Origin of the sequence: Chryseobacterium sp. (genome assembly GCF_029240215.1) — a bacterium.
In the GTDB taxonomy this organism is placed as follows: Bacteria; Bacteroidota; Bacteroidia; order Flavobacteriales; family Weeksellaceae; genus Chryseobacterium.
This window is the reverse complement of sequence record NZ_JARBTK010000004.1, coordinates 277724-301006: the sequence shown is the minus strand read 5'-3', so window position 1 is coordinate 301006 and position 23283 is coordinate 277724. Positions and strand designations below refer to the sequence as shown.

The window sequence follows — 23283 nt, the reverse complement described above, 5'->3', positions numbered from 1 at the left end:
TGATATTCTTAATGGGAGAGGAGGTCTCAAATTACACATTAATACACTAATTAATTAACATATGTATAATTCTTGTATTCTAATCTATTTTAATAATTAATAAGATGAAGAAAATTTTACTAATTCTAACCTTTATGTTGGCTTTTATGCCTAATGTATCAGGTCAGACTGGGCAGATTGGAACCGGTACAGCTTCAATGACCGAGCTTCCTATAAATTCCTGCTGGGGTTACAATTATTCTCAGCAGATTTACACTGCAGCAGAAGTTACTGGAGCTATCGGAACCAGTACTCTGATTACAAAAATCAGATTTCATGTTTCTGCAATTCCTACAGGAACGCAGGCAAACTATAATCAGTGGGTAGTTTACATTGGTAACACTGCTCAAAACGATTTCGCAACGACGACGAGCTGGGTGCCGTTGGCAAACTTATCTCAGGTTTATTCAGGTACATTACCTGCAATGACTGATGGTACTTGGGTAGAATTACCGCTTGCAACTCCATTTACTTGGGACGGAATAAGTAATCTTGTAGTAGCGGTAGACGAAAACTCTGCAAACTGGAGCTGTACTCAGAGTTGGGGAAGTTATACCGCAGGGACAAATAGGGGAATGTTATACCGAAATGATTCAACAAATCCGAATCCTGCTACTCCTCCAACAGCAACTTCAAGACACAATACAATACCAAGAATACAGTTAGTAGCATTTGATCCTGCACCTTGTACAGTGGCACCTCCTACGGGAATAACTGTAAGCAACCTTACATCTACTACTGCTACTGTGTCATGGAATGCAAATGCAAACGCAACATATCAGGTAAGATATAGATCGCTGCCTGGCGGAGCATATACTACCGTTACTATACCGGCTCTTACCAATACGTATACGATTCCAGGTTTGACAGAACTTGGCAATTATGAGGTAGAAGTTGCTACAATTTGTGGAGGTACTCAAGGAGCTTGGTCTGCTGCAGTACCTTTTACAACTCCTGTTATATCTTATTGTACAGGTACTTCTACAAGTGTTGCTGATGGTTATATAACGAATGTTACTGCAAATGCTACCAATTCTTACACAATGAGTAGTAATTCAGGATCATCTTTCTATACAGATTATAGCACAGATCCTACCAGACTAATTACCTTTGTTAAAAATTCTACAGGTAATACGGTTTCAGTGACGAAAACTTGGCCAGGAACTCAGTGGAGTTTTGGTACAGGAGTTTGGATTGATTACAATAGAAATGGAGTTTTTGAAACAACCGAACAGGTTCTAAATTCTCCAAGTAATACAACTTCACCGGTTGTAAGTCCCGGATTTACAATTCCGGCAGGAGTATATAATGGACCACTTACTACTCGTATGCGTGTTGTAATAAGAGAATCTTCTTCAGCAACTGCGTGTGGTTCTTTCACATGGGGTGAAGTAGAAGACTATGCTGTTAGATTTGTTGATTTACAGCCTTGTACTACTGCGCCACCTACTAACATTTCAGTTGGAAATATTACACCTACTTCTGCTACCGTTTCATGGCTGGCTACCGCAGGTGCTACTTATGTAATTAGATACAGAACTGGTACAGGATTGTGGACTACGGTAACGCTTAGTACACCTCCGGTTAATATCTATAATATATCAGGTTTAGCAGAGTCAACCACTTATGAAGTACAAGTAGCTACAATATGTGGTGGAGTTACCGGTGCATTCTCGCCAAGTACAAATTTCACTACTCCTGCAATTACTTATTGTTCAGCAGCAGCTACAAGTGCTGACGAATATATTGCTAACGTAACTGTTACCCCTCTTGGTTTACCAGCTATGGTAAGCAATTCGGTGATGGCTACGGCTGCGCCGTATTATTCAGATTATACGGCAGATCCTGCTAGATTAGTAACACTAATTAGAGGTACGGTAGGAAATAACATCTCTCTTACTAAAGTTTGGCCGGGTACTCAGTTTGCAGCAGCAGCAGCAGCTTGGATCGATTTTAACAGAAACGGTATTTTTGAAACTTCTGAAAGAATTTTAACTGGAGCGAGTAACACTACATCAGTAGTTACCGCATCATTTGGATTCCCTACGACACCAGGTTCTGTATATGGTGGAAACTTAAATACCAGAATGAGAGTTATAATAAGAGAAAATACCGATCCAAGTCCTTGTGGTAACTTCTCATGGGGTGAGGTAGAGGATTATGCTGTTAAATTTATAGACTTACAGCCATGTACAACCGCTCCTCCAACCAATATTACTGTCACTAATATGACTGCAACAACAGCATATGTATCTTGGATGCCTACAGCCAACGCAACATATGTTATTAGATATAGATTAAGTCCTTCAGGTCCTTGGCTTCCAAGTGCTGCTGGTCTTACCTTACCGGCGGGAACACCAACAGGACAAAGTTTTTATACTATACCAGGTCTTACTGAGCAGACCACTTATCAAGTACAAGTTGCTACAATATGTGGAGGTGTTACCGGAGCGTTTAGTTCTTCTGTGAATTTCACAACGCCACCGCTGACGTATTGCCCTATGGTTGGTACAGGTACTAATGATTACATTTCAAATGTTAAAGTTACTCCTGTGAATTTCCCTGTGATGGATAATACTTCTTTACAGACCAATTACATCAGCTACAATACGCCACCAACATTGATTAACTTAGAAGTTGGATCTTTTGGAAATCAATTATCAGTGTCTAAGGCTTGGGTTGGTACAACCTTTTCTGATGCTGTAGATGCTTATATTGATTATAACAGAGACGGGATTTTTGCAGCTAATGAAAAAATCATGACCTCTGCATCAAGCACAACGACTCCTGTAACGGCTACATTCGATGTTCCGGCAGCAGGACCAGCTATCTATGCAGGACCACTTACTACAACAATGAGAGTTATTCTTAAAAGAAATAGCGGATCAGTGATGTGTGTTGATCCGGCAAATGGTGAAGTAGAGGACTATGCAGTTAAATTAAGACCTTGTAGTAATGTTGCTCCAACGAATGTAACTGTTAATTTAATTACTCAAAATTCAGCTTCAGTTAACTGGACATCTGCGCTAAATAATAATGCGTTTGTATTAGAATATAGAGCAGTAACAAACCCTGTTTCTCCATGGATTCCTATTAATGCTTCTGTTTTAGCAGGTAACCCTCCTGTACAACTTACAGGGTTAACTCCTGCAACTACGTATGAGGTTAGAATTGCTGCAAAATGTGGAACAGGTGGCTTAGGAGCTTATACTCCAATTAAGCTTTTCACTACAAGATGTGATCCTACTCCTCCAAATGTCACTATTACAAATATTACTCCAACATCAGCAGTTGTTACCTGGAACCCAATTGTTCCTAGTGCAACATATCTGATAAGATATAGAGTTGTTGGTACAGGAACTTGGATCGCTGTTACAGCTCCGGCTCCTCCTGCAAACTCTGTTACTCTTACAGGATTAAGCTCATTTGTTACCTATGAAGTACAAGTTGCTAATCAGTGTGTAGGTGAAACTACTCCAAACCCATGGTCAAATCCACAGGTATTTACTACGGTTAGGATTTGTGAAATACCTCCTCCAGGATTAACCATCACTACATTGACACCAACAAGTGCTGAAGTAACTTGGACTGCATTTACTGGTGCGGGGGCTACAGGTAGTTATATTTTGAGATACAGAAAAGTAGGTATTCCTAGCTGGACGACTGTGACTGTCAATACAAATACATACACAATTACAGGATTGTTGGAATTAACGAAATATGAGATGCAGGTTGCAAACGTTTGTTCGGGTACACCGGGTAACTTTACTCCTCCTTATTATTTCACAACACCAACAGTTGTTTATTGTCCTATGACGTCAGCAAATTCTGCAACAGAATATATTTCGAAAGTAACTGCGAAGCCTACGGGTAAACCGGAAATGATCAACACAACTCCTGCTTCAAATTATTCAGACTTTACAGGAAATCCTTTGAAGTTTATTGAAATGATTCAGGGATCAGCAGGTAACCAGATTACAATTGATAAGACGTTAACTAATGGTGCAAATGCAGGAGTAGCAGTTTGGATTGACTTCAACAGAAACGGTTATTTCGATATTAACGAAAGAATCTTAGCTGACGGTCCAAACACAAATCCTACAGCAAGTGCAACATTCAATGTTCCTGCTGATGCATTTGTAAGTATGACAGATTACAAATATGTTGTTATGAGAGTGGCAATGCAGAAAGATGGAATTCCTGTAAATTGTACCAACTTTGCGAATGGTGAAGTGGAAGATTATACAGTTAGAATTTCTAAACAAAGCGTTGCAAACGCAGTAAACCAAACGGATATTTTAATCTATCCGAACCCGGTAAGCACTGTTTTAAATGTAAAAAATATCAGCAAAAAAGCTAATTATAAAATTTACAGTGCAGCAGGACAATTGGTTTCAAGCGGATTGATCTTAAACAACAAAATTGACGTTAGCAGACTGATCAACGGATTATATGTTATCGACATAGAAGATGTGAAAGGTACTGTACAAAAGAAATTTATTAAAGAATAATTTAATAACTTCTAAATAATAGAATAAGCTCTCAGAAATGAGAGCTTATTTTTTTTTACGATAATGAATATCTATAAATATTAACAACAAAAAAACTCGCTGATCAGCCAGCGAGTTTTGTTTAATAATCATGAATTTCATTCAATTTCAAAAATGATTTTCTCAGTTTGTTCCCGAAGATCATCAAGATTGGTATTGTTGTAAATGACGAAATCTGCCATTTTTATTTTATCCTTTTCGGGCATCTGATTATTCATTACAGATTCAACTTCACGATAAGTTTTTCCGTCTCTGTCCATCACTCTTTTAATTCGGATATTGTCTTCGGCAGTTACCAAAAGAGATTTGTAACATTGAAGATGAAGTTTCAATTCAAATAATAAAGCTGTTTCTTTAAAAACAAGATATTTTTTCTGCTGAGCTACCCATTGTTCAAAGTCAATACGTACTGCAGGATGAATAATACTATTGAGCTGATGTAATAATTCATCATTATTAAAGACTTTTTCACCAACAAATTTGCGGTTGTATAAGTCATTTTCATCATAAGAGTCATTACCCAAAAGATCTTTGATTCTTTGCTTTAAATCAGCATTGTCATTAACGATCGTCTTAGCTCTGACATCTGAGTAATAAATAGGAAAGCCGCAATCTTCAATGAACTTTGCAACAGTAGTTTTTCCGGAACCAATTCCGCCTGTAAGACCTATAATTTTTGAGGCAGAATCAGGTTCGTCTTTTTTTGTTTCAGTATTTAATTCTTCCATACCTAATAACCAAAAATTTCATTAAAGCTAAACGTTTCATCCAATCGTACACCCTTCTCAGTCATTTTAAGGCTTGCCAATTCATTGTGAGCATCATGTTCAAAAAACAGCAGATAATCATTGTCTACACATTGTTTCAAAAATTTAGCTTTCTCTTCAATCGTCAATAGGGGTCTTGTGTCATAACCCATCACATAAACTTGAGGAATGTGTCCTGCTGTCGGAATTAGGTCAGCTGCAAAAACAATGGTTTTTTCCTGATACTGTATTACAGGAAGCATCTGCTTTTCGGTGTGGCCATCTACAAAGATGACATCCATTTTAAGATCTGGAGCAAAACCATAACTTCCGTTGGCTGGTAATGGTAAGAAACCTAACTGACCGCTTTCCTGAATAGGTAATATATTTTCTTTTAAAAAACTTGCCTTTTCTCTTGCGTTTGGCTCAGTCGCCCATTGCCAGTGATTTTCGTTGGTCCAGAACTGAGCGTTTTTAAATGCAGGTCTGTAGCCGGTTTTGTCATCATTCCATTCGATTGCACCGCCACAATGGTCAAAATGTAAATGGGTTAAGAAAACATCGGTAATGTCTTCTTTTACAAAGCCGTATTTTTTTAAGTTTTTATCTAAATTATCATCGCCCCAAAGAGAATAATGACCAAAAAATTTATCATCCTGCTTATTTCCAAGACCGCAGTCTACAAGAATGAGTTTTTTTCCGTCTTCAATTAATAGAGAGCGGGTTCCCAATTCAATTAAATTTCTTTCGTCTGCAGGGTTGGTTTTTTCCCACAGACTTTTCGGGACGACTCCGAACATTGCGCCGCCGTCGAGCTTGAATTTTCCGCATTGGATAGGATATAGCTTCATATAATAGATGTTATTTAATTTTTTATTGATTTCATTTGATTTGCAATTTTTCTGCTGTTTTCATCCTCAGAATTTTCCAGATTAGAAATAATGTGCTGAAAATCTGCTTCCTTTCTGCTTTGAGAAAGTTTTTGCTGAATAAAAATTTCAGTAGGGAAAATCTTAATACCGAAAGCGCCTTTTATTTCTTTTTCTACAAAATCTTTACCCATATTTTCTACTAAAACCAGACATTTTTGAGCTTTTTCGTATTTAGCTGTAAGTCTTTCAAGATGATCATACCAACTGCTCGAAATGTAAGTGTGTGCTCCTAAAAAATCGCACAGAACTTCATCACCATCATTCAATATTTTTGCTTGAGGATTGGCTTTGGAAATATGGGTTTCTATATAAATCTGTTCCAGATCATTTTCGTTAAGCATCATCATAGAATGAGTTGCTCTTATTTTATCCTTTGAAGAAATGAGCAATGCAAATGCATTTTCTCTGATGATTTTTTTCATCAGATTATGATCTTCACTTCTGTATAATTTAGGAACAAACATAGTTTAAAATAATTCTCCCGGACTTCTGGGAATGGCAATATTCAAATGGCGGTATGCTTTTTCGGTAACTTCACGTCCTCTTGGAGTTCGGATGATAAAGCCTTCCTGAATCAGAAAAGGTTCATAAACTTCCTCTAAAGTCTCCGGATTCTCAGCAATTGAAGTTGCAAGAGCTGAAATTCCTACAGGTTTACCTTTGAAATTTTCAATCATGACACGCATAATTTTATTATCCATTTCGTCTAAACCAAATTCGTCAACATTTAAAGAATTTAAGGCATATGTGGTAATATTAATTTCAATTTCACCATTTCCTTTAATTTCCGCAAAGTCACGAACTCTTCTCAATAAAGCGTTTGCTATTCTTGGTGTTCCGCGGCTTCTTCTTGCAATTTCAATGGCTGCATCTTCATAAATGGTCACTCCCAAAACTCTTGCACTTCTGATGATAATCATCGAAAGAAGCTCAATCGTATAATATTCTAATCTGCTTTGAATTCCGAATCTTGCCAGCATTGGTTTTGTCAGCATTCCGCTTCTGGTGGTTGCGCCAACTAATGTAAAAGGATTCAAACCGATCTGAACGCTTCTTGCATTCGGACCTGTTTCAAGCATGATATCAATTTTGTAGTCTTCCATTGCAGAATATAAATACTCTTCCACAATGGGAGAAAGTCTGTGAATTTCATCAATAAAAAGCACGTCGTTCTCTTCCAGATTGGTAAGCAAACCTGCCAAACTTCCGGGTTTATCCAAAACAGGTCCCGAAGTGATTTTACAGTTTACGCCCAATTCATTGGCAATAATATTGGCTAAAGTAGTTTTGCCTAAACCTGGAGGACCATGCAGTAATACATGATCGAGTGCACCACCACGATTCTTTGCGGCGGCTACAAAAACTTCTAGATTTTCAAGTGTTTTTCTTTGTCCGGCAAAATCTTTGAAACTTTGCGGACGAATTTTCTCCTCCTGTATCAGTTCGTCTTGGGAAAAATTTTCCTTATCAGGATGTAAAAAATCTGGCATTAATTCATTTCATTTACCTCAAAGATAGGAAAAAATGAGGTTAAGATTGAGGATGAGATTAGATTATTTGAAGATAAGTTTTTGATATAAAGACTCATTGCCACAACAAAGCATATGACGAAAAAGAATTGATATATTTTGAGTATTTTTGAGAGAGAAAAATTTTTAAGATAAAAATTTGTATTTACCATTATTAAGATTGTTGCGGAATGAAAACTGTACATTCTTTCAGTGAATCTGGGATGAATGAAAAATAATGCTTTTTATCTAAAACTTAACCCCTATTTAATGAAATTATTTGGACCTTTCAAGCAGCTTGTAACACTTGCGGATCTTCCTTTAAGAGGGAAAATTTCTGATGTGCAACTTGAGATTATTGTCGATGGAGGAATTTTAGTTAATGACAGTAAAATTCAAAAAGTCGGAAACTTTGAAATTTTGAGATCAGAAAATCAAAATATAGAAATTGAACACATTGAAGGCGAACAAATCGTTTTACCTGCATTTGTAGATTCGCACACCCATATTTGTTTTGGTGGAAATCGTGCCAATGATTTTGCCATGCGAAATGCAGGAAAAACATATCTGGAAATTGCAGAAAATGGAGGTGGAATCTGGAGCTCGGTTCAACATACAAGAAATGCTTCCGAAGAAGAATTATTAAAAACTTTACTGGAAAGGATCAATATTTTGACTGATTTAGGAATTACAACTATTGAAGTGAAAAGCGGATACGGATTAGATGTTGAAAATGAATTAAAGATGCTTAGAATCATCAAAGAAGCCCAGTCTCAAACTCAGGCGACTTTGGTTCCGACCTGTCTTTCTGCACATCTGAAACCGAGAGACTTTAAGGGAGATAACAAAGCGTATTTAGATTATATTTTAAATGAAATTTTACCCAAAGTAAAAGAAGAAAAATTATCTGATCGTGTTGATATTTTCATTGAAAAATCAGCGTTTCAACCAGAGGAGAGTAAAGAGTTTTTGTTAAAAACTAAAGATTTAGGTTTCCAAATTACGGTTCATGCAGATCAGTTTACGCCTGGAAGTTCGAGAATTGCCGTTGAAGTTGGAGCAAAATCGGCAGACCATTTGGAAGCGACAATTGATGAAGATATTCAATTTTTAGCACAGTCAGATACGGTAGCTACTGCTTTGCCTGGTGCAAGTTTAGGCTTGGGTGAAAAATTTACTCCTGCAAGAAAATTATTAGATGCAGGTGCAATTTTAGCAATAGCAAGTGATTGGAATCCTGGTTCTGCACCAATGGGAAACTTAATTACACAGGCTTCGATTTTAGCAACATATGAAAAATTGACTACGGCAGAAGTTTTGGCAGGAATGACTTTCCGTTCTGCTTTTGCACTTGGCTTGGAAGATAGAGGAAGATTAGAGAATGGCTTAAAAGCAGATTTTGTGACTTTTAAGACAGATAATTTCCAGAACGTATTGTACAATCAGGGAAGTTTAAAAGCGGAGAATGTTTTTATAGATGGGATAAAAGTAAAATAAGATGAGATTGTTTGATAAAGTTTTCGGTAAAAAAGAGGAAAAGACCAATCATGAAATTTCAACTTATCAGGATTTTTGGCGTTGGTTTTTAACTAAAGAGAAGGAGTTTTATGAAGTAGTAAAAGACCGTGTAAATATCGAGAAAGATTTTTTCGAGGTTATTGCTCCTAAACTTCGCCATATCAATGAAGGCTATTATTTTCTTACCGGAATGAGTGATGATTCTACGGCAGAGCTTATCATCACTGCGGAGGGAGACATTAAAAATATTGTTTTTGTTGAAGAACTCATTGATGCTGCTCCAAAATTAGAAAACTGGAAATTTACGGCGTTAAAACCGGAAATGAATCTGGATAGCGGAATCAGCATGGACGGTCATGAATTCACAACCGAAAATATTTTCTTCTATGCGAATGAAATGGAAGGTTATCCGGACGAGATCGATATTACTTTTGTGTATGAAAATCTGACTGAGAAAAATAAAAATTCTGTTGTAAACGGAGTTTGTATCTTTTTAGATAACTTTTTAGGTGAGTTAAATTTTGCAACGCAAATTGATACATTTAATGTGATCGGAAAAAATGAAGCATCGGAGCAACTCGTTCCTGTGACTAAGCTGAAAGATTTTTTGCAATGGAGAGAAAGAGAATTTACAGAAAAATATAAAAACGTAAAAAATTTTGATGAAGAAGATAAGTTTTCCATTTTTGAGGCGAGTTTGCAAAACGGACTTCCGCTCATTGCCGCAATTAATACTTCATTGTTAGAATATGATTCAAAAGCTTCATATCCATGGATTTCGGTATTGAAAACACATTACAACGGTGAAAATAATAACGGACTTCTGGAGAAAGATGATTATGAAAAATTGACTGATATCGAAGAAAAATTGATCGAGGAACTTAAAAATGAAAACGGACATTTATACATTGGCAGGGAAAGTGCAGATAATATAAAAGAAACTTACTTTGCAAGTAAAGATTTCAGAGAGCCTTCCAAAATTTTTCATAAAATAATGAAAGATAATCCTGAATATAAAATGTCACTTGAAATTTACAAAGACAAATATTGGCAAAGTTTCGAACGCTATAATATCAATTAAATGGATAAAAAAATATGATCTGGCAAGGAAGATTAGACGGAGAAGAACCATTGTTTCACAGACTTTTTCAGCGTGTACAGGAAGCAGAAAATCATGATCTTATTATAACTAATGATTTCGTTTTGCACGGTTTTGCTGTGGATGAAGGTGTAAGAAGAAATAAAGGTAGAGCAGGAGCGAAAGATGCACCGGATATTATCAGAAAAAATATGGCAAATTTTCCTGTCATCATGCCTGATTTTTCTATGCTTGATTTTGGTAATATTACCTGTGAAGATGGGGATTTAGAAAAAGCTCAAAATGCTCTTGCGGATAATGTTGCTCAGGTTTTGGCGAAAGGAGCAAAATCTCTTGTTTTGGGCGGAGGTCATGAAGTTACCTTTGCCCATTATTCAGGAATCAGAAAGGCATTTCCAGATAAGAAAATCGGAATTATCAATATCGATGCTCATTTTGATAACAGAAAACCCGAAGATGGGGTAGGAGCAAGTTCAGGTACAGGATTCTGGCAAATTGCTCAGGAAGAAAATAATCATACGTTGCATATCGGAATTCAGAGGAATTCAAACACGTTAAAATTGTTTGATACTGCTCATCAACTCGGTATGAAATATATTCTTGCTGATGAAATTTTTTTTGAAAATCTTCCTTCGGTTTACGAACGTATCAACGAACTTGTAGAATCAGTTGATGTTTTGTATCTCACGGTTTGTATGGATGTCTTCAATGCTTCAATCGCACCCGGAGTTTCTGCCGCAGCGTACAACGGATTGTTTACAGATGCAGCATTCATGCATTTTTACAAACATATTTTAAAGAGCGAAAAACTTGCCGCATTAGATGTTGCAGAGGTGAACCCCCAGTTTGATATCCAGGACAGAACGGCAAGACTGGCTGCAAGTTTAGTAAATGAGTGGCTGATGATTTGAAAGACATATTTGCAATAGACAATATCATTTTTTTAACAAGAACTAAGGTACATATTTTGTTGCCTTCAATATGCCTATTCCAAAGGCTTAAAAATTCATTTTTTTGAATTTAAATGTAATTACAATATGGAACAATCAATAGAAAATAAACTGATCAAAGCTGATGAAGCTTTTAAAAAATGGAAAAGCGTATCATTTGCAGACAGACAAAAGCTGATTGCAAAAGCTGCAGAATTATTTAAAAATAAATCGGAAGAATTTGGCGAAATCATTACCAGAGAAATGAATAAACCCATTTCACAATCCATCTCAGAAGTGGAGAAATGTGCTTTGATGATGAATTATTATGCCGAAGCTGAAAATGTTTTAAAGTCTGAAAAAATTGATTCCGAATATTCTATCGCAGAAATCCATTATGTTCCGAAAGGTGTAATTCTGGGGGTAATGCCTTGGAATTTTCCGTTCTGGCAAGTTTTGAGGTTTGCAATTCCTGCAATTTTAGCTGGAAATACTGTTGTTTTGAAGCATGCCTCTATTTGTTTCGGAAGTGGCAATGCGATTGAAAAAGTATTCATTGAAGCTGGTTTTCCTGAAGGTGTTTTTCAGAATTTAGAAGTTGGGCATAAAGAGGTAAAAGGAATTCTTGAACATTCTGTTATTAAAGGAGTAAGCCTTACCGGAAGTGAAAAAGCAGGTGCAGAAGTTGCATCGATTGCCGGACAGAAAATTAAAAAATCTTTACTTGAGCTTGGCGGAAGTGATGCTTTTATTGTTTTGGATGATGCAGATTTAGATGAAGCTGCAAAAGTTGGCGCATTGGCAAGACTTCAAAACTGCGGGCAGACTTGTGTGGCTGCAAAAAGATTTATTATTCAAAAAGATATAGAATTTGATTTCTTACCAAAATTTATTGAAGAATATAAAAAGTATGCTCCCGCAGATCCGATGAAGAAGGAAACAAAATTGAGTGGAATGGCAAGAGCAGATTTGGCAGATGACTTAGAGAAACAATATCAGAAAGCTTTGGATAACGGTGCAGAAGCTATTATTCCTTTGGAAAGAATTTCTGACACCGAATTTAATCCGGGTTTAATCAATGTAAAAGAAGGTAATCCTATTTTGCAGGAAGAATTGTTCGGACCACTTGGGATGGTAATGATTTCGGAAAATGATGATGAAGCTTTAGAAATGGCAAACAATATTCCTTTTGGACTTTCAAACTCAGTCTGGACGAAGAATGCAGATCGTCAACAGTTTTTCATCAATGGTTTAGAATCCGGAACTGTGAATATCAATAGGATGACGAGCTCTGATCCGCGATTTCCATTCGGTGGAACAAAATCTTCAGGTTACGGAACGGAACTTTCTTTATTGGCTTTAAAAGAATTTGTCACCGCAAAAACAGTTTTAGGAAAATAGCAACATAAAAAAACTCTCGAAAATATCGAGAGTTTTTGCTTTTTTATATCAAGAAGATTAAATAGTCGTTAATCTCAATGTATTCGTTTTTCCTCCTTCGTATGATGGAGTTGCGTTAATATTGATTACGAAATCTCCGCTTTCAATATAACCGTGGTTATGAGTCAGCATATTCACCTGAATTATGGTTTCATCTGTAGATTTATTCATATCATAATGATAAGCACGAACTCCCCAAAGCAGGTTCAACATTGTAATTACACGTTTGTTGGCGCTGTAAACGATAATGTGAGAATTGGGTCTGTGCGCAGAAATCTGAAACGCAGTATATCCTGAATTCGTTAAAGTAACAATTGCTGAAACGTTTGTGCTTTTTGCAATTCTTACCGCTGCAAGACAAACTCTGTTGGTGATAAATCTCTCGTCGATACAGTTGAAGTCTTTTTCGATCGGTTCATTTTTATGCTGGTAAAAATTAGTCTGCTCAATATTCTGAACGATTTTTGCCATGTTTTCAACCACCTGAATAGGATATCTTCCCACGGAAGTTTCACCTGAAAGCATCACTGCATCTGCGCCATCTAATACAGAATTTGCAACGTCGTTTACTTCAGCTCTTGTTGGTGTCAGACTGTTGATCATCGTTTCCATCATCTGTGTAGCGATGATTACCGGCTTAGAGTAAAATCTTGCTTTCTCAACCAATGTTTTCTGAATAGCAGGAACTTCTTCCATCGGAACTTCTACACCAAGATCTCCACGTGCAACCATCAATCCGTCGCATTCTAGTAAGATCTGATCAATATTTTTTACTCCTTCAGGTTTTTCAATTTTAGCAATGATCGGTGTTTTTAGTTTACCGTTTGGATGCTTAGAGATCAATTCTTTCAAATCAATAATATCCTGAGCATGACGTACAAAAGATAGAGCAATCCAGTCAACTTCCATGTCAAGCATGAAATTGGCATCCAAAATATCTTTTTCGGTCAACGCAGGAAGCGAAACATTGGTATTTGGAAGGTTAACTCCTTTTTTAGAGCTCAATGGTCCTCCTTGGATAGTTTTCGCCTTTACGGTATCTATTTTGTTGGTTTCAAGAACTTCTAAAACAAGTTTACCATCATCAATCAAAATTCTTTCCCCAACGTTTACATCCTGAGGAAACTGCTGATAGGTCATGTAAACTTTTGTAGAGTCTCCTTCGATCTTTTCATTGGTAAATGTCAAGACATCTCCCGGATTCAGGTATGAACCTTCTTTTACTACACCAACTCTTAGTTTTGGACCTTGTAAATCGGCTAAAATTCCTACAGAATATCCGTACTCTTTATTAAGGTCTCTGATGGTTTGAATATTGGTACGAACCAAGTCGTAATCAGCGTGTGAAAAATTTATTCTAAATACGTCAACACCAGCTTTCATTAATCCTAACATTACTTCCTTTGAAGAGGAAGCTGGCCCAAGTGTTGCGATAATTTTTGTCTTCTTTAAATACTTATTCATAATACTGTATTATTTGATAAAGTTCTTCTTCAGAACTCAGATTGTAATCCTGAATTGGAAACACAAGATTTTCAGGCAGCAAAATTACGGAAAAATCAGTAAATTGTTCCGGACTATGCAGAATATATTCTACTTCTGTCTGATTATTTAATAAAAACTTAATGTTTTCTTCTTCTGAGAAGAGTTCAGTTTGTAATTTTTTTTGATTACTTTCTGAAGATTTGTTTGAAATAAATGTGAAGCAAGTCTTTGTAAACTTGTGGTATGCCTCATATCTCGGAAAAAAATAATCATAATAAACACCGTGAAAAACGAGATCCTTAATTCTTGAAAATTTAAGATCGTTACTTTGATTTATTTTAAAAAAAAACTCGTGATCGGGTATATTTTTGGCTAATCTTACCAAACCTATGGTAATATCTTCAAATTCTATATCGTCAAGATCATACAGTTTTTGGATTTCCAAGTATATTTTCTTTTTTATTCAAAATATAAAATGCTCTCTGCGCTGCTTTTTCTTCTGCCTTTTTTTTGGAAGTTTCGGTTGCGTTGGCAATTTTTTCTTCACCCAGCCACACATGGCAGCGGAAAACAATGCTTTTGCTTACCTGAATTTCTTCACAGGTTTCATACTTGATGTTGAGCTTTTTCTTTTGACTCCATTCCAGAAGAAGACCTTTATAGCTCACAATCTTGTTTTCGAGCTTATTGATTTCTGATGGCGTAAGAAGTCTTTCCAATACGATTTTTTTGCATGTATCATATTGAAAATCAAGATAAACAGCTCCCACTAATGCTTCAAAGAGATTTCCTGCGATATTTTCTCCTAAAGCAACAGAAGCGTTGTTTTTTTGTAAAAGACCGGTAAGTTTTAAATCTTCTCCTAATTTATTGAGATTTTTCCTATTTACAATCTTAGATTTCATCTGCGTCATATATCCTTCGTTACCTTTAGGATAAGTGCTAAACAAATGACATGAGACAATTGTACCCAAAACAGAATCTCCCAAAAATTCAAGTCTTTCGTAGTTACTGTCTTGATTTTTAGAAGAACTTTTAATAGAAAAAGCTTCGCGGTAAAAGTTAATATTCTGAACGGGTGTGCCTAAAATTTTGTTAAGCTCCATGCTCAGGAAATAGTCTCTTTCCGATAATACTTTTTTTCTTTGTTTGAGAAGGAATTTAGAAAAGTATTTCTGTAACTCCATTCAGTTGATAATTAGATTTTCTTGAAAAGAACGCAAGCGTTGTGACCACCAAACCCAAAAGTGTTACTCATAGCTACTTTCACATCTTTTTTTACAGCTTTATTGAATGTAAAATTCAATCTGCTGTCGATTTTTTCATCATCAGTAAAATGATTGATTGTAGGAGGAACAATACCGTGGATAATAGATCCCAAAGCAGCAATAGCTTCAATAACTCCGGCTGCACCCAAAAGGTGACCTGTCATTGATTTTGTAGAATTAATCTGAATGTCATAAGCATGCTCACCAAATAATTTTGAAATTGCGCTAGATTCTGCAAGATCTCCTAATGGAGTAGAGGTACCATGCATATTGATATGGTCTACTTCATCAGCAGTTAATTCTGCATCTTCCAAGCAATTTTTCATCACCAGATAAGCTCCCAAACCTTCAGGATGTGGTGCTGTCATATGATGTGCGTCTGCACTCATTCCACCACCCAATAATTCTGCATATATTGTTGCACCGCGCTTTACAGCGTGTTCATATTCTTCAAGAATGATTGCTCCTGCACCTTCACCCAAAACAAAACCATCTCTGTCTTTGTCAAAAGGTCTTGAAGCTGTTTTCGGATCTTCATTTCTCGTAGAAAGTGCCATCATAGCATTGAAACCACCAACACCACTTGCTGTAACGGCAGCCTCAGAGCCCCCGCAAACAATAACGTCTGCCTTTCCTAGCTGGATCAGCATTTTAGAATCAATCAATGCATTTGCAGATGAAGCACAAGCAGAAACAGTAGTGTAATTGGGACCATGGAAACCATATTCAATTGAAATATGTCCCGGTGTAATGTCCGCAATCATCTTAGGAATAAAGAATGGGTTGAATCTTGGAATATCTGTATTTGCCCACCCTAAAACCTCAGTTTCAAAAGTTTCTAAACCACCAATTCCGGAACCCCAGATTACTCCGACTCTGTTTTTATCTACATTGTCTTCCATAATCCTTGAATGTGCAACTGCCTCTCTTGCAGCTACCATACCAAGTTGAGTGTTACGATCCATTTTTTTAGCATCTTTCTTATCGAAATGATCTAACGGATCGAAGTTTTTCACCTCACAAGCAAACCTTGTTTTAAAGTTTGTGGCATCAAAAAGAGTAATCGGAGCGGCTCCGCTCTCGCCTTTTACAAGACTTTCCCAGTATTCATTCGCATTATTACCGATGGGTGTTAAGGCGCCAAAACCGGTTACAACTACTCTTTTTAATTCCATAAACTTTGTAAATTTCTTTGTTGAAGAATATTATTTATTTACTACTTCTTCAATATAAGCAATAGCGTGCCCTACAGTAGTAATTTTTTCTGCTTGGTCATCAGGGATCTGAATGTTAAATTCTTTTTCAAATTCCATGATTAACTCAACGGTATCAAGTGAGTCAGCTCCTAAATCATTTGTGAAGCTAGCCTCTGGAGTTACCTCTGTTTCTTCAACGTCAAGCTTATCAGCGATGATAGCTTTTACTCTTGATGCAATGTCTGACATAGTAAATTATTTTTTTAATTGTTAGATTGTGCAAATATATAAAATTCTTTAGGATAAAACATTTTTTTAGTCTTTTTTGTCGAGCAATACCGCTTATTTTATTGTATCACACTTTAGTATTTTAGTTTTCAGGTGTTTATCATTTAATTTAAATCTACTCCATAGTGATGATATTTTAGTTTTTTAAATATCAAAACATTTTAGTTTAAATTTTTATTAAAATTTACGTCAAAACTAAATTTTTAAGACCTAATTATTTATCTCAATTAATATTTTGCAATGAAAATATAGTGAAAAAATTATCTTTAAATTGTATTTGATCAGACTTCTATTTGATCTTTAAAGCTTTTAATATTTTGTGAAAAATTTCGTTGTTCTCGTATACTCCAATGAACGTTTCTGATTGAGGTCCGTAGGAAAACACAGGGATCAGTGTCGCAGAATGATCCTCTGTCGTAAAATCTCCTTCAATAGTATTGGTTTGTAAGTCTCCGTGCGGAATGCTGAATCCTCCGGTTTCATGGTCTGCAGTAATTATGATCAATGTTCCCGGATTTTGGTCTGCAAACTGTACTGCTTTTGTAATAGCTCTGTCAAAATCAATTCCTTCTGTGACGATAGTTCCGGTATTGTTGCTGTGACCTCCGCTGTCGATCTGTGCAGCCTCAATCATGATAAAGAAAGGTTTGTTTTTGGAATTTAGATATTGTAATCCATTTTCAACGAGGTCAGAGAGAATATTTCCTCTACCTTTTAAAATTGACGGAACAGCATTGTCTGACATGTAATATGCTAAACGTTGTGCCTTATTTTTTCCTATACTTTCAGGTGTTTCTGCGATTGTGAACTGTGGAATATCTGAAACTTTTGATTTTCCGCCTGCGGCAAAAAAGGTGAGTTTGCTTTTTGATAAATCCTCAGCAATTTCTTTTTCCATTCCACGGTCTTTTTGATGAGCGTAGAATGCGGAAGGCGTTGCACCGATGATTTCATCTGTGGTGATCACTCCTGTGTTGAATCCTTTTTTAGATAAAATTTCAGTAATATTTTCAATGGCTTTTCCATTAGAATCTATACCGATGAATCTGTTTTTGGTTTTCTTTCCTGTTGCAAAAGCAGAGGCTCCGGCTGCGGAATCGGTTGAAAAATTATCTGTAGAAGAAGTTTTAATTAAACCGATATTTTTAAGTTGCGTCAAAGTCAGCTGACCATTATTGGCTAAAACTGATGATGAGATTTGCGAAAGTCCGTTTCCGTCGCCGATCAACAGGATGACATTTTTTACAGGAATGTTTTTGTTTTTGTAGAGAAATTTTGGGGTGTAAACTTCTGAGAAAATGTTGTTTTTAAAAGTTCTGGTTTTTAAAGTTGAAATATATTCAACGCAATCTTTCGGTTTGTCGGTATTAATGTAATCAACACCTGCGTTGACAAAAAAGTTCCACGAAGTTTTAGAGTTAGGAATTGCCCAGAAGCGGATCGGTTTTTTGAAAGACTTTGCTTCTTTAATGATGTTCGTTACTTTTGGAAGGTCTTCTTCTGTCAATCCGCCTTTACCGTTCCACTCTGAATATTGTTTGAAATTTAAACTGATCAATGCTACCTTTTCCAATTGTTGAGGAGTAAGGTTTTTAAGATTTTGATAATCAAACTTTATAAATTCAGGATAAGAAATAAATTCTTCTGGTTTCGGCTGATTTCCTGAAATGACAAAACTAAATATCTTCTGATTGATGATTTTTGGATGCTTCTGAATTTCAGAAATGATTTTTCGCAACGTTGTTTTTGCATCGGTTTTAATATCAATTAAAATCTGAACAGGCTGCTGCAAATTCAGATTCATATCTGATGTCTGTTCGATTGGCTTTAAATATAAAATTTCAAACGTTTTTTCTTTTGAAATTGATTTTTTATCGTGCGCCACGAATAATTCGTTGTTTTCTAAAATGACATCTGCTTCTATAGACTGCGCACCAGCTCCCAAAGCGTACCAGAACGGGATTTTCTGTTCATAATCATTGTGAGAGTGCGCTTTTGGAGTTTGTGCTGAAATGTTTATTCCTATTAATAAGAATAGAAGAAAAACTACTTTGTAATTTTTAAATAACATATTTGCTTAATTTAAAATTGAAAACTATTTAATTTTAACTCCCGATTTTTTCAATGCACTGATGAGCTTATGATAAATCGTATTGTTTGGATAAACGCCTGAAAATAATTCTTCACCTTTTCCCATCGCAAAAACGGGAACTAAAGCTGCAGTATGTTGATTATCTATGAAATTAATTTGTACTTTATCTTTTGTGTTTTTCTCTTTTCCGGTTGCAGGATCTTTTTCTATGAATTTTCCGATGCTTGCACCACCTGTTTCGTGATCTGCTGTAACTACAAGAAGTGTATTTGGGTTTTCTTTGATGAATTTCATGACCACCCCAATGGTTTTATCAAAATCAAGAACTTCTTTTACCATCATTTCACCATCTTTTGCATGACCTCCCCAATCGATAAATGAACCCTCCACCATCAAAAAGAATGGCTTTTTGTTTTTAGATAAGTAATCTAAAGCAGTTTGTGTAGCTTCGGGTAAAAAATCTCCTCTTCCCTGAACTTTATTGGGCATTTCATCCTGCGCTAATAAATAAAAGTTGTTTTTGTTATTGACGGGTTTGGAAAGTTTTAGAGTATCAATATTGTAGTTGAGTTTTGCAAAATCATTTAAAAGATTTTTCCCGTCTTTTCTTTTGTTGAAAAATTTTAAACCACCGCCTGCTAAGAAATTGACGTTGGCTTTTACAAGATCAAGTGCGATATCTTCGTGTAAATCTCGGTCTTTTACATGAGCATAATAGGAAGCAGGAGTTGCGTGGGTGATGCTTGTAAGACTTATCAATCCTGTTTGATAATTTTTTTTCTGAAGCTGTTCTAATATAGTTGGGAGAGCTATTGAATCTTTATTAACGCCGATTGCACGTTTGTAAGTTTTTTCCCCTGTTGATAAAGCCGTTGCTCCTGCAGCAGAATCTGTCACCCAATCACTGGTTGAAGAAGTTTCTGAAAGTCCTACAATTTTAAATTTTTGAAAATTAGGTTCTGAATTTCCAAAATAGAATGCTGAAGTGACTTGAGAAACACCCATTCCGTCACCAATCATGAAAATAATATTAAGAGGTTTTTGTGTTTGAGCTTTAAATAATGCTGTAAAAAGAAGCAAAGATAATAATATTACTTTGTTGGATTTAGTAATTGTGTAAATGAATTTCATAATGATTGAATTTTTGATAATTTATTTAATGTGAAATCAGTGTGCAAAATTACTCACCAATCATGTTGCAAAAAATATGATGAGAAGCTTCAAAGCTAATGTTAACAAGTATTTTGCTGATTAAAAGTTTCTTATGGAATATGGTGGTTTAAAAGTTTATGTAAATTTAATTTTCGGCAACAAAATTCACATTGTATTAACTTTTTTATATTCATTTGTTAAAGCTTAATTAACATATTCTGGCGTTTTGCAAAGCTAATTTTGCACAAAAAAAGAATGAAACGTATTTATCTCGTGCCAACTGTTTTGATGAGTTGTGTCAGCTTAACATTTGCGCAAAAAAAAGAATCCGATACTATCAACAGTGAGGGTAAATTGAAAGATATTGAAGAAGTGGTAATGGTAGGATACGGAAGTCAGAAAAGATCTGATGTCACCGGATCCGTAGGATCTGTAAAAAGCGAAGATTTTAATAAAGGAATGGTTGCAAATGTTGGCCAGTTACTTCAAGGGAAAATTGCAGGAGTAAATGTTACCAATATAAGTGGTGAACCGGGAGCCAATCAAAATATTATCATCAGAGGAGTTGGGAGTTTACGTTCTGGAACTACGCCACTTTACGTAATCGACGGTTTTGTAATTGATAACAGCACAACCGGACCCGCTAATAACCCGATGAACTTCATTAATCCTGATGATATTGAATCTATGGATATTTTAAAAGATGCTTCTGCAGCTGCAATCTATGGTGCAAGAGGAGCCAATGGAGTTATTATCATCACTACTAAAAAAGGCAAAAAAGGAAGAACTCAGATGAATTTTTCTTCCAATCTCACTATTTCCAATCTTGCCAACAAAATGAATGTTTTCGGTGCAGATGAATTCAGAAGACAGGTAATTGCTGCCGGAGGAAAATTGGATGATATGGGAGGAAGTACTGATTGGCAGGATGAATTAACAAGAACAGGTGTTTCTAAAAATGTAAATTTTTCAACATCAGGAGCCACAGATACTTCAAATTATTATGCAACTTTAGGATATGAAGATCAGGAAGGAATTCTATATAACAGTAATCTGAAAAGATATTCCGGACGTGTAAATGTTTCACAAAAAGCATTTGACGGAAGAGTAAACATCGATTTCAACTTAAACGGAACGAGAACCGAAAACAACAGACCGAATGCAACGGATGTAGTTTCCACCATGCTTACTTGGAATCCTACTTATCCGGCTTATACCAATGGTGCGCCAACGACGGTGTTCAACAATGGTGCTTTCAATCCGCTGATTCGTCGTGAAATTTATAAAGATTTTACAACAAATAACAGAATTTTAGCCAACATCTCTCCTTCGGTAGAAATCATTAAAGGTTTAACGTATAAATTAAATTTAGGCATTGATTATTCTGCAGCAGAAAGAATTATTCAAAATATTCCCCATGCTATTCCTTTAGAGGCTGGAAATTTAAATCTAAGCAATTATTCCAACAACAACACTCTTGTAGAAAATACATTAGCCTATAAGTTTAAAATCAACAGTCATGATTTTAATGTAATGGTAGGACATTCTTATCAGAAATTACTGCTTACTTCAAGAGGATCGTATTATCAGAATTTTCCAAACAATGGAATAGAACCGCAATATCAAATTCCCTCATTACTTCCCGCAGATTTAACTAAGGTAACATCAACAGTTGTTGCTAATAAAAATGAGCTACAGTCTTGGTTTGGTAGAGTAAACTATGGCTATCAAGATAAATATCTCTTAACAGCTACCTTAAGAGCAGACGGATCTTCTAAATTTGGAGCGAATAACAAGTATGGGTTTTTTCCTTCAGTTGCCGCAGGTTGGAATATTTCTAAAGAAAGCTTCATGGAAAATATAAGCACAATCAATAACTTAAAATTGAGAGCAAGCTGGGGTAAAACAGGAAATCAGGAAATTCCGGGTAAAGTAACAAAAAGAAGTTATCAGGCTGATTCCAACGGAACTGCACAAGCAACTTACCCTCTGAACGATAGTGGAAATTATCCTGTAGGAGTTTATCTGGTAAGAGCCGACAATCCAGAGCTTCAATGGGAGGTAACTACTCAAACCAATATTGGATTAGATTTTGGAATTTTAAATAACAGATTAACGGGTACTGTTGATTTCTTCAACAAAATTTCTGATAATATTATTTCAATAATAAATACTGTAGATCCTGTAGAGCCGGCTCCAACAATGTGGAAGAATATCTCAAATATGAAGATCAAAAATACAGGTTTAGAACTTACGCTGAATTATAATAGTGATACAAGCAAAGCTTTCACTTACAGCGTTGGCGGAAACATGTCTTTCATTAAAAACAAAGTAACAGATTCTCCCTACAAAGTAATTTCTACGGGTGAAGCTCAAGGTCCGGGAACAACTAATGCTGTGATCAACGGATATGTCAATAATGAACCAATCGGAACATTCTACGTAAGAGAATTTTTAGGTATAAATGCCAATGGTACAAACATTTTCAGAGATGTAAACGGAGACGGTATCATTACAGATAACGACAGAGTAGCGGCTGGAAGTGCATTGCCGGATTTCACTTACAATATCAATCTAAAAGCAGCTTACAAAAATTTTGATTTAGGGCTAAATTTCAATGGAGTAGCAGGGAATATGATTTATAACAATACGGCATCTACTTTATTTTCAAGAGGGAGACTGGGAATTTCTCAGAATACTACAGATGCGGCAACTCAGTTTCCTAATGAAAGCTTAAACAACACCAATGCAATCTCTACAAGATATCTGGAAAAAGGAGATTTCTTAAGATTAAACAACGCAACATTAGGTTATAATTTAAATCCTCGATTACTTGGAATTGGTGAGCATATCAGAAACATTAGATTCTCTGTAACAGCTCAGAATCTATTTATCATCACCAAATATTCAGGTTTTGATCCGGAAATCAATACGGGTCTTTCTCAGGGAGGAATTCAGTCATTCGGGATTGATTACGCAACGTATCCTAAAGCAAGAAGCTTTGTTTTTGGCGTAAACGTAGCATTTTAATTAATTATTTA

General features: G+C 35.9%; 17 protein-coding genes. 6 read left to right on the top strand and 11 right to left on the bottom strand.

The window, feature by feature from the left end:
- Positions 1-104 precede the first annotated feature (104 nt).
- Positions 105-4550 (top strand): GEVED domain-containing protein, encoded by a 4446-nt coding sequence (locus K0R77_RS10995; protein ID WP_300352184.1) that lies wholly within the window; start codon positions 105-107, stop codon positions 4548-4550.
- A 137-nt stretch (positions 4551-4687) separates the two neighbouring features.
- On the opposite strand, the gene coaE is transcribed toward K0R77_RS10995, so the two are convergent.
- Genes coaE through ruvB form a run of 4 tightly spaced genes read right to left on the bottom strand, consistent with a single transcriptional unit; the run spans position 4688 to position 7757 of the window.
- Complete coding sequence (coaE, locus tag K0R77_RS10990) at positions 4688-5317, bottom strand: dephospho-CoA kinase (RefSeq protein ID WP_300352183.1); 630 nt, start codon at positions 5315-5317, stop codon at positions 4688-4690.
- 2 nt (positions 5318-5319) lie between these two features.
- Complete coding sequence (locus K0R77_RS10985; RefSeq protein ID WP_300352181.1) at positions 5320-6186, bottom strand: MBL fold metallo-hydrolase; 867 nt, start codon at positions 6184-6186, stop codon at positions 5320-5322.
- A 14-nt stretch (positions 6187-6200) separates the two neighbouring features.
- Positions 6201-6731 (bottom strand): FMN-binding negative transcriptional regulator, encoded by a 531-nt coding sequence (locus K0R77_RS10980; protein WP_300352180.1) that lies wholly within the window; start codon positions 6729-6731, stop codon positions 6201-6203.
- Between the two features lie 3 nt (positions 6732-6734).
- Positions 6735-7757 (bottom strand): Holliday junction branch migration DNA helicase RuvB, encoded by a 1023-nt coding sequence (gene ruvB / locus K0R77_RS10975; RefSeq protein ID WP_300352178.1) that lies wholly within the window; start codon positions 7755-7757, stop codon positions 6735-6737.
- A 288-nt stretch (positions 7758-8045) separates the two neighbouring features.
- On the opposite strand from ruvB, the gene hutI reads away from it, so the two are divergent.
- The 4 genes from hutI (at position 8046) to K0R77_RS10955 (ending at position 12722) form a co-directional block, all read left to right on the top strand.
- Entirely contained in the window at positions 8046-9272 is a 1227-nt protein-coding gene (gene hutI, locus K0R77_RS10970) for an imidazolonepropionase (protein ID WP_300352176.1), read from the top strand.
- A gap of 1 nt (position 9273) precedes the next feature.
- On the top strand, positions 9274-10374 hold the full coding sequence (locus tag K0R77_RS10965) for a DUF695 domain-containing protein (protein ID WP_300352175.1): 1101 nt from the start codon (positions 9274-9276) through the stop codon (positions 10372-10374).
- Positions 10375-10388: 14 nt separating this feature from the next.
- Positions 10389-11303: a formimidoylglutamase gene (hutG, locus tag K0R77_RS10960; protein ID WP_300352173.1), complete on the top strand. Its 915-nt coding sequence runs from the start codon at positions 10389-10391 to the stop codon at positions 11301-11303.
- Between the two features lie 126 nt (positions 11304-11429).
- Positions 11430-12722 carry an aldehyde dehydrogenase family protein gene (locus K0R77_RS10955; protein ID WP_300352171.1) on the top strand — a complete coding sequence of 431 codons (1293 nt, stop codon included), beginning with the start codon at positions 11430-11432 and terminating at the stop codon, positions 12720-12722.
- Positions 12723-12779: 57 nt separating this feature from the next.
- Here the strand turns inward: K0R77_RS10955 and pyk are convergent, their stop codons facing one another.
- From pyk to K0R77_RS10920, 7 genes are all read right to left on the bottom strand, one after another.
- On the bottom strand, positions 12780-14225 hold the full coding sequence (pyk, locus tag K0R77_RS10950; protein WP_300352170.1) for a pyruvate kinase: 1446 nt from the start codon (positions 14223-14225) through the stop codon (positions 12780-12782).
- The gene (locus tag K0R77_RS10945) at positions 14218-14691 is read right to left on the bottom strand and encodes an IPExxxVDY family protein (RefSeq protein ID WP_300352168.1); all 474 of its coding nucleotides are present in this window, start codon (positions 14689-14691) and stop codon (positions 14218-14220) included. The genes pyk and K0R77_RS10945 overlap by 8 nt, the downstream gene beginning before the upstream one ends.
- Entirely contained in the window at positions 14669-15433 is a 765-nt protein-coding gene (gene rnc / locus K0R77_RS10940; protein WP_300352166.1) for a ribonuclease III, read from the bottom strand. Before rnc ends, K0R77_RS10945 begins: the two co-directional genes overlap by 23 nt.
- 11 nt (positions 15434-15444) lie before the next feature.
- Entirely contained in the window at positions 15445-16689 is a 1245-nt protein-coding gene (fabF, locus tag K0R77_RS10935) for a beta-ketoacyl-ACP synthase II (protein WP_300352164.1), read from the bottom strand.
- Between the two features lie 30 nt (positions 16690-16719).
- A complete protein-coding gene (locus tag K0R77_RS10930; RefSeq protein WP_002976354.1) occupies positions 16720-16959 on the bottom strand; it encodes an acyl carrier protein in 240 nt (79 codons plus the stop codon).
- 328 nt (positions 16960-17287) lie between these two features.
- Positions 17288-19069 (bottom strand): alkaline phosphatase, encoded by a 1782-nt coding sequence (locus K0R77_RS10925; RefSeq protein WP_300352163.1) that lies wholly within the window; start codon positions 19067-19069, stop codon positions 17288-17290.
- A 24-nt stretch (positions 19070-19093) separates the two neighbouring features.
- Positions 19094-20221 (bottom strand): alkaline phosphatase, encoded by a 1128-nt coding sequence (locus K0R77_RS10920; protein WP_300352161.1) that lies wholly within the window; start codon positions 20219-20221, stop codon positions 19094-19096.
- Between the two features lie 276 nt (positions 20222-20497).
- Between K0R77_RS10920 and K0R77_RS10915 the strand changes: the two genes are divergently transcribed.
- Positions 20498-23272 carry a SusC/RagA family TonB-linked outer membrane protein gene (locus K0R77_RS10915; protein WP_300352159.1) on the top strand — a complete coding sequence of 925 codons (2775 nt, stop codon included), beginning with the start codon at positions 20498-20500 and terminating at the stop codon, positions 23270-23272.
- The last annotated feature ends 11 nt before the right edge of the window (positions 23273-23283 follow it).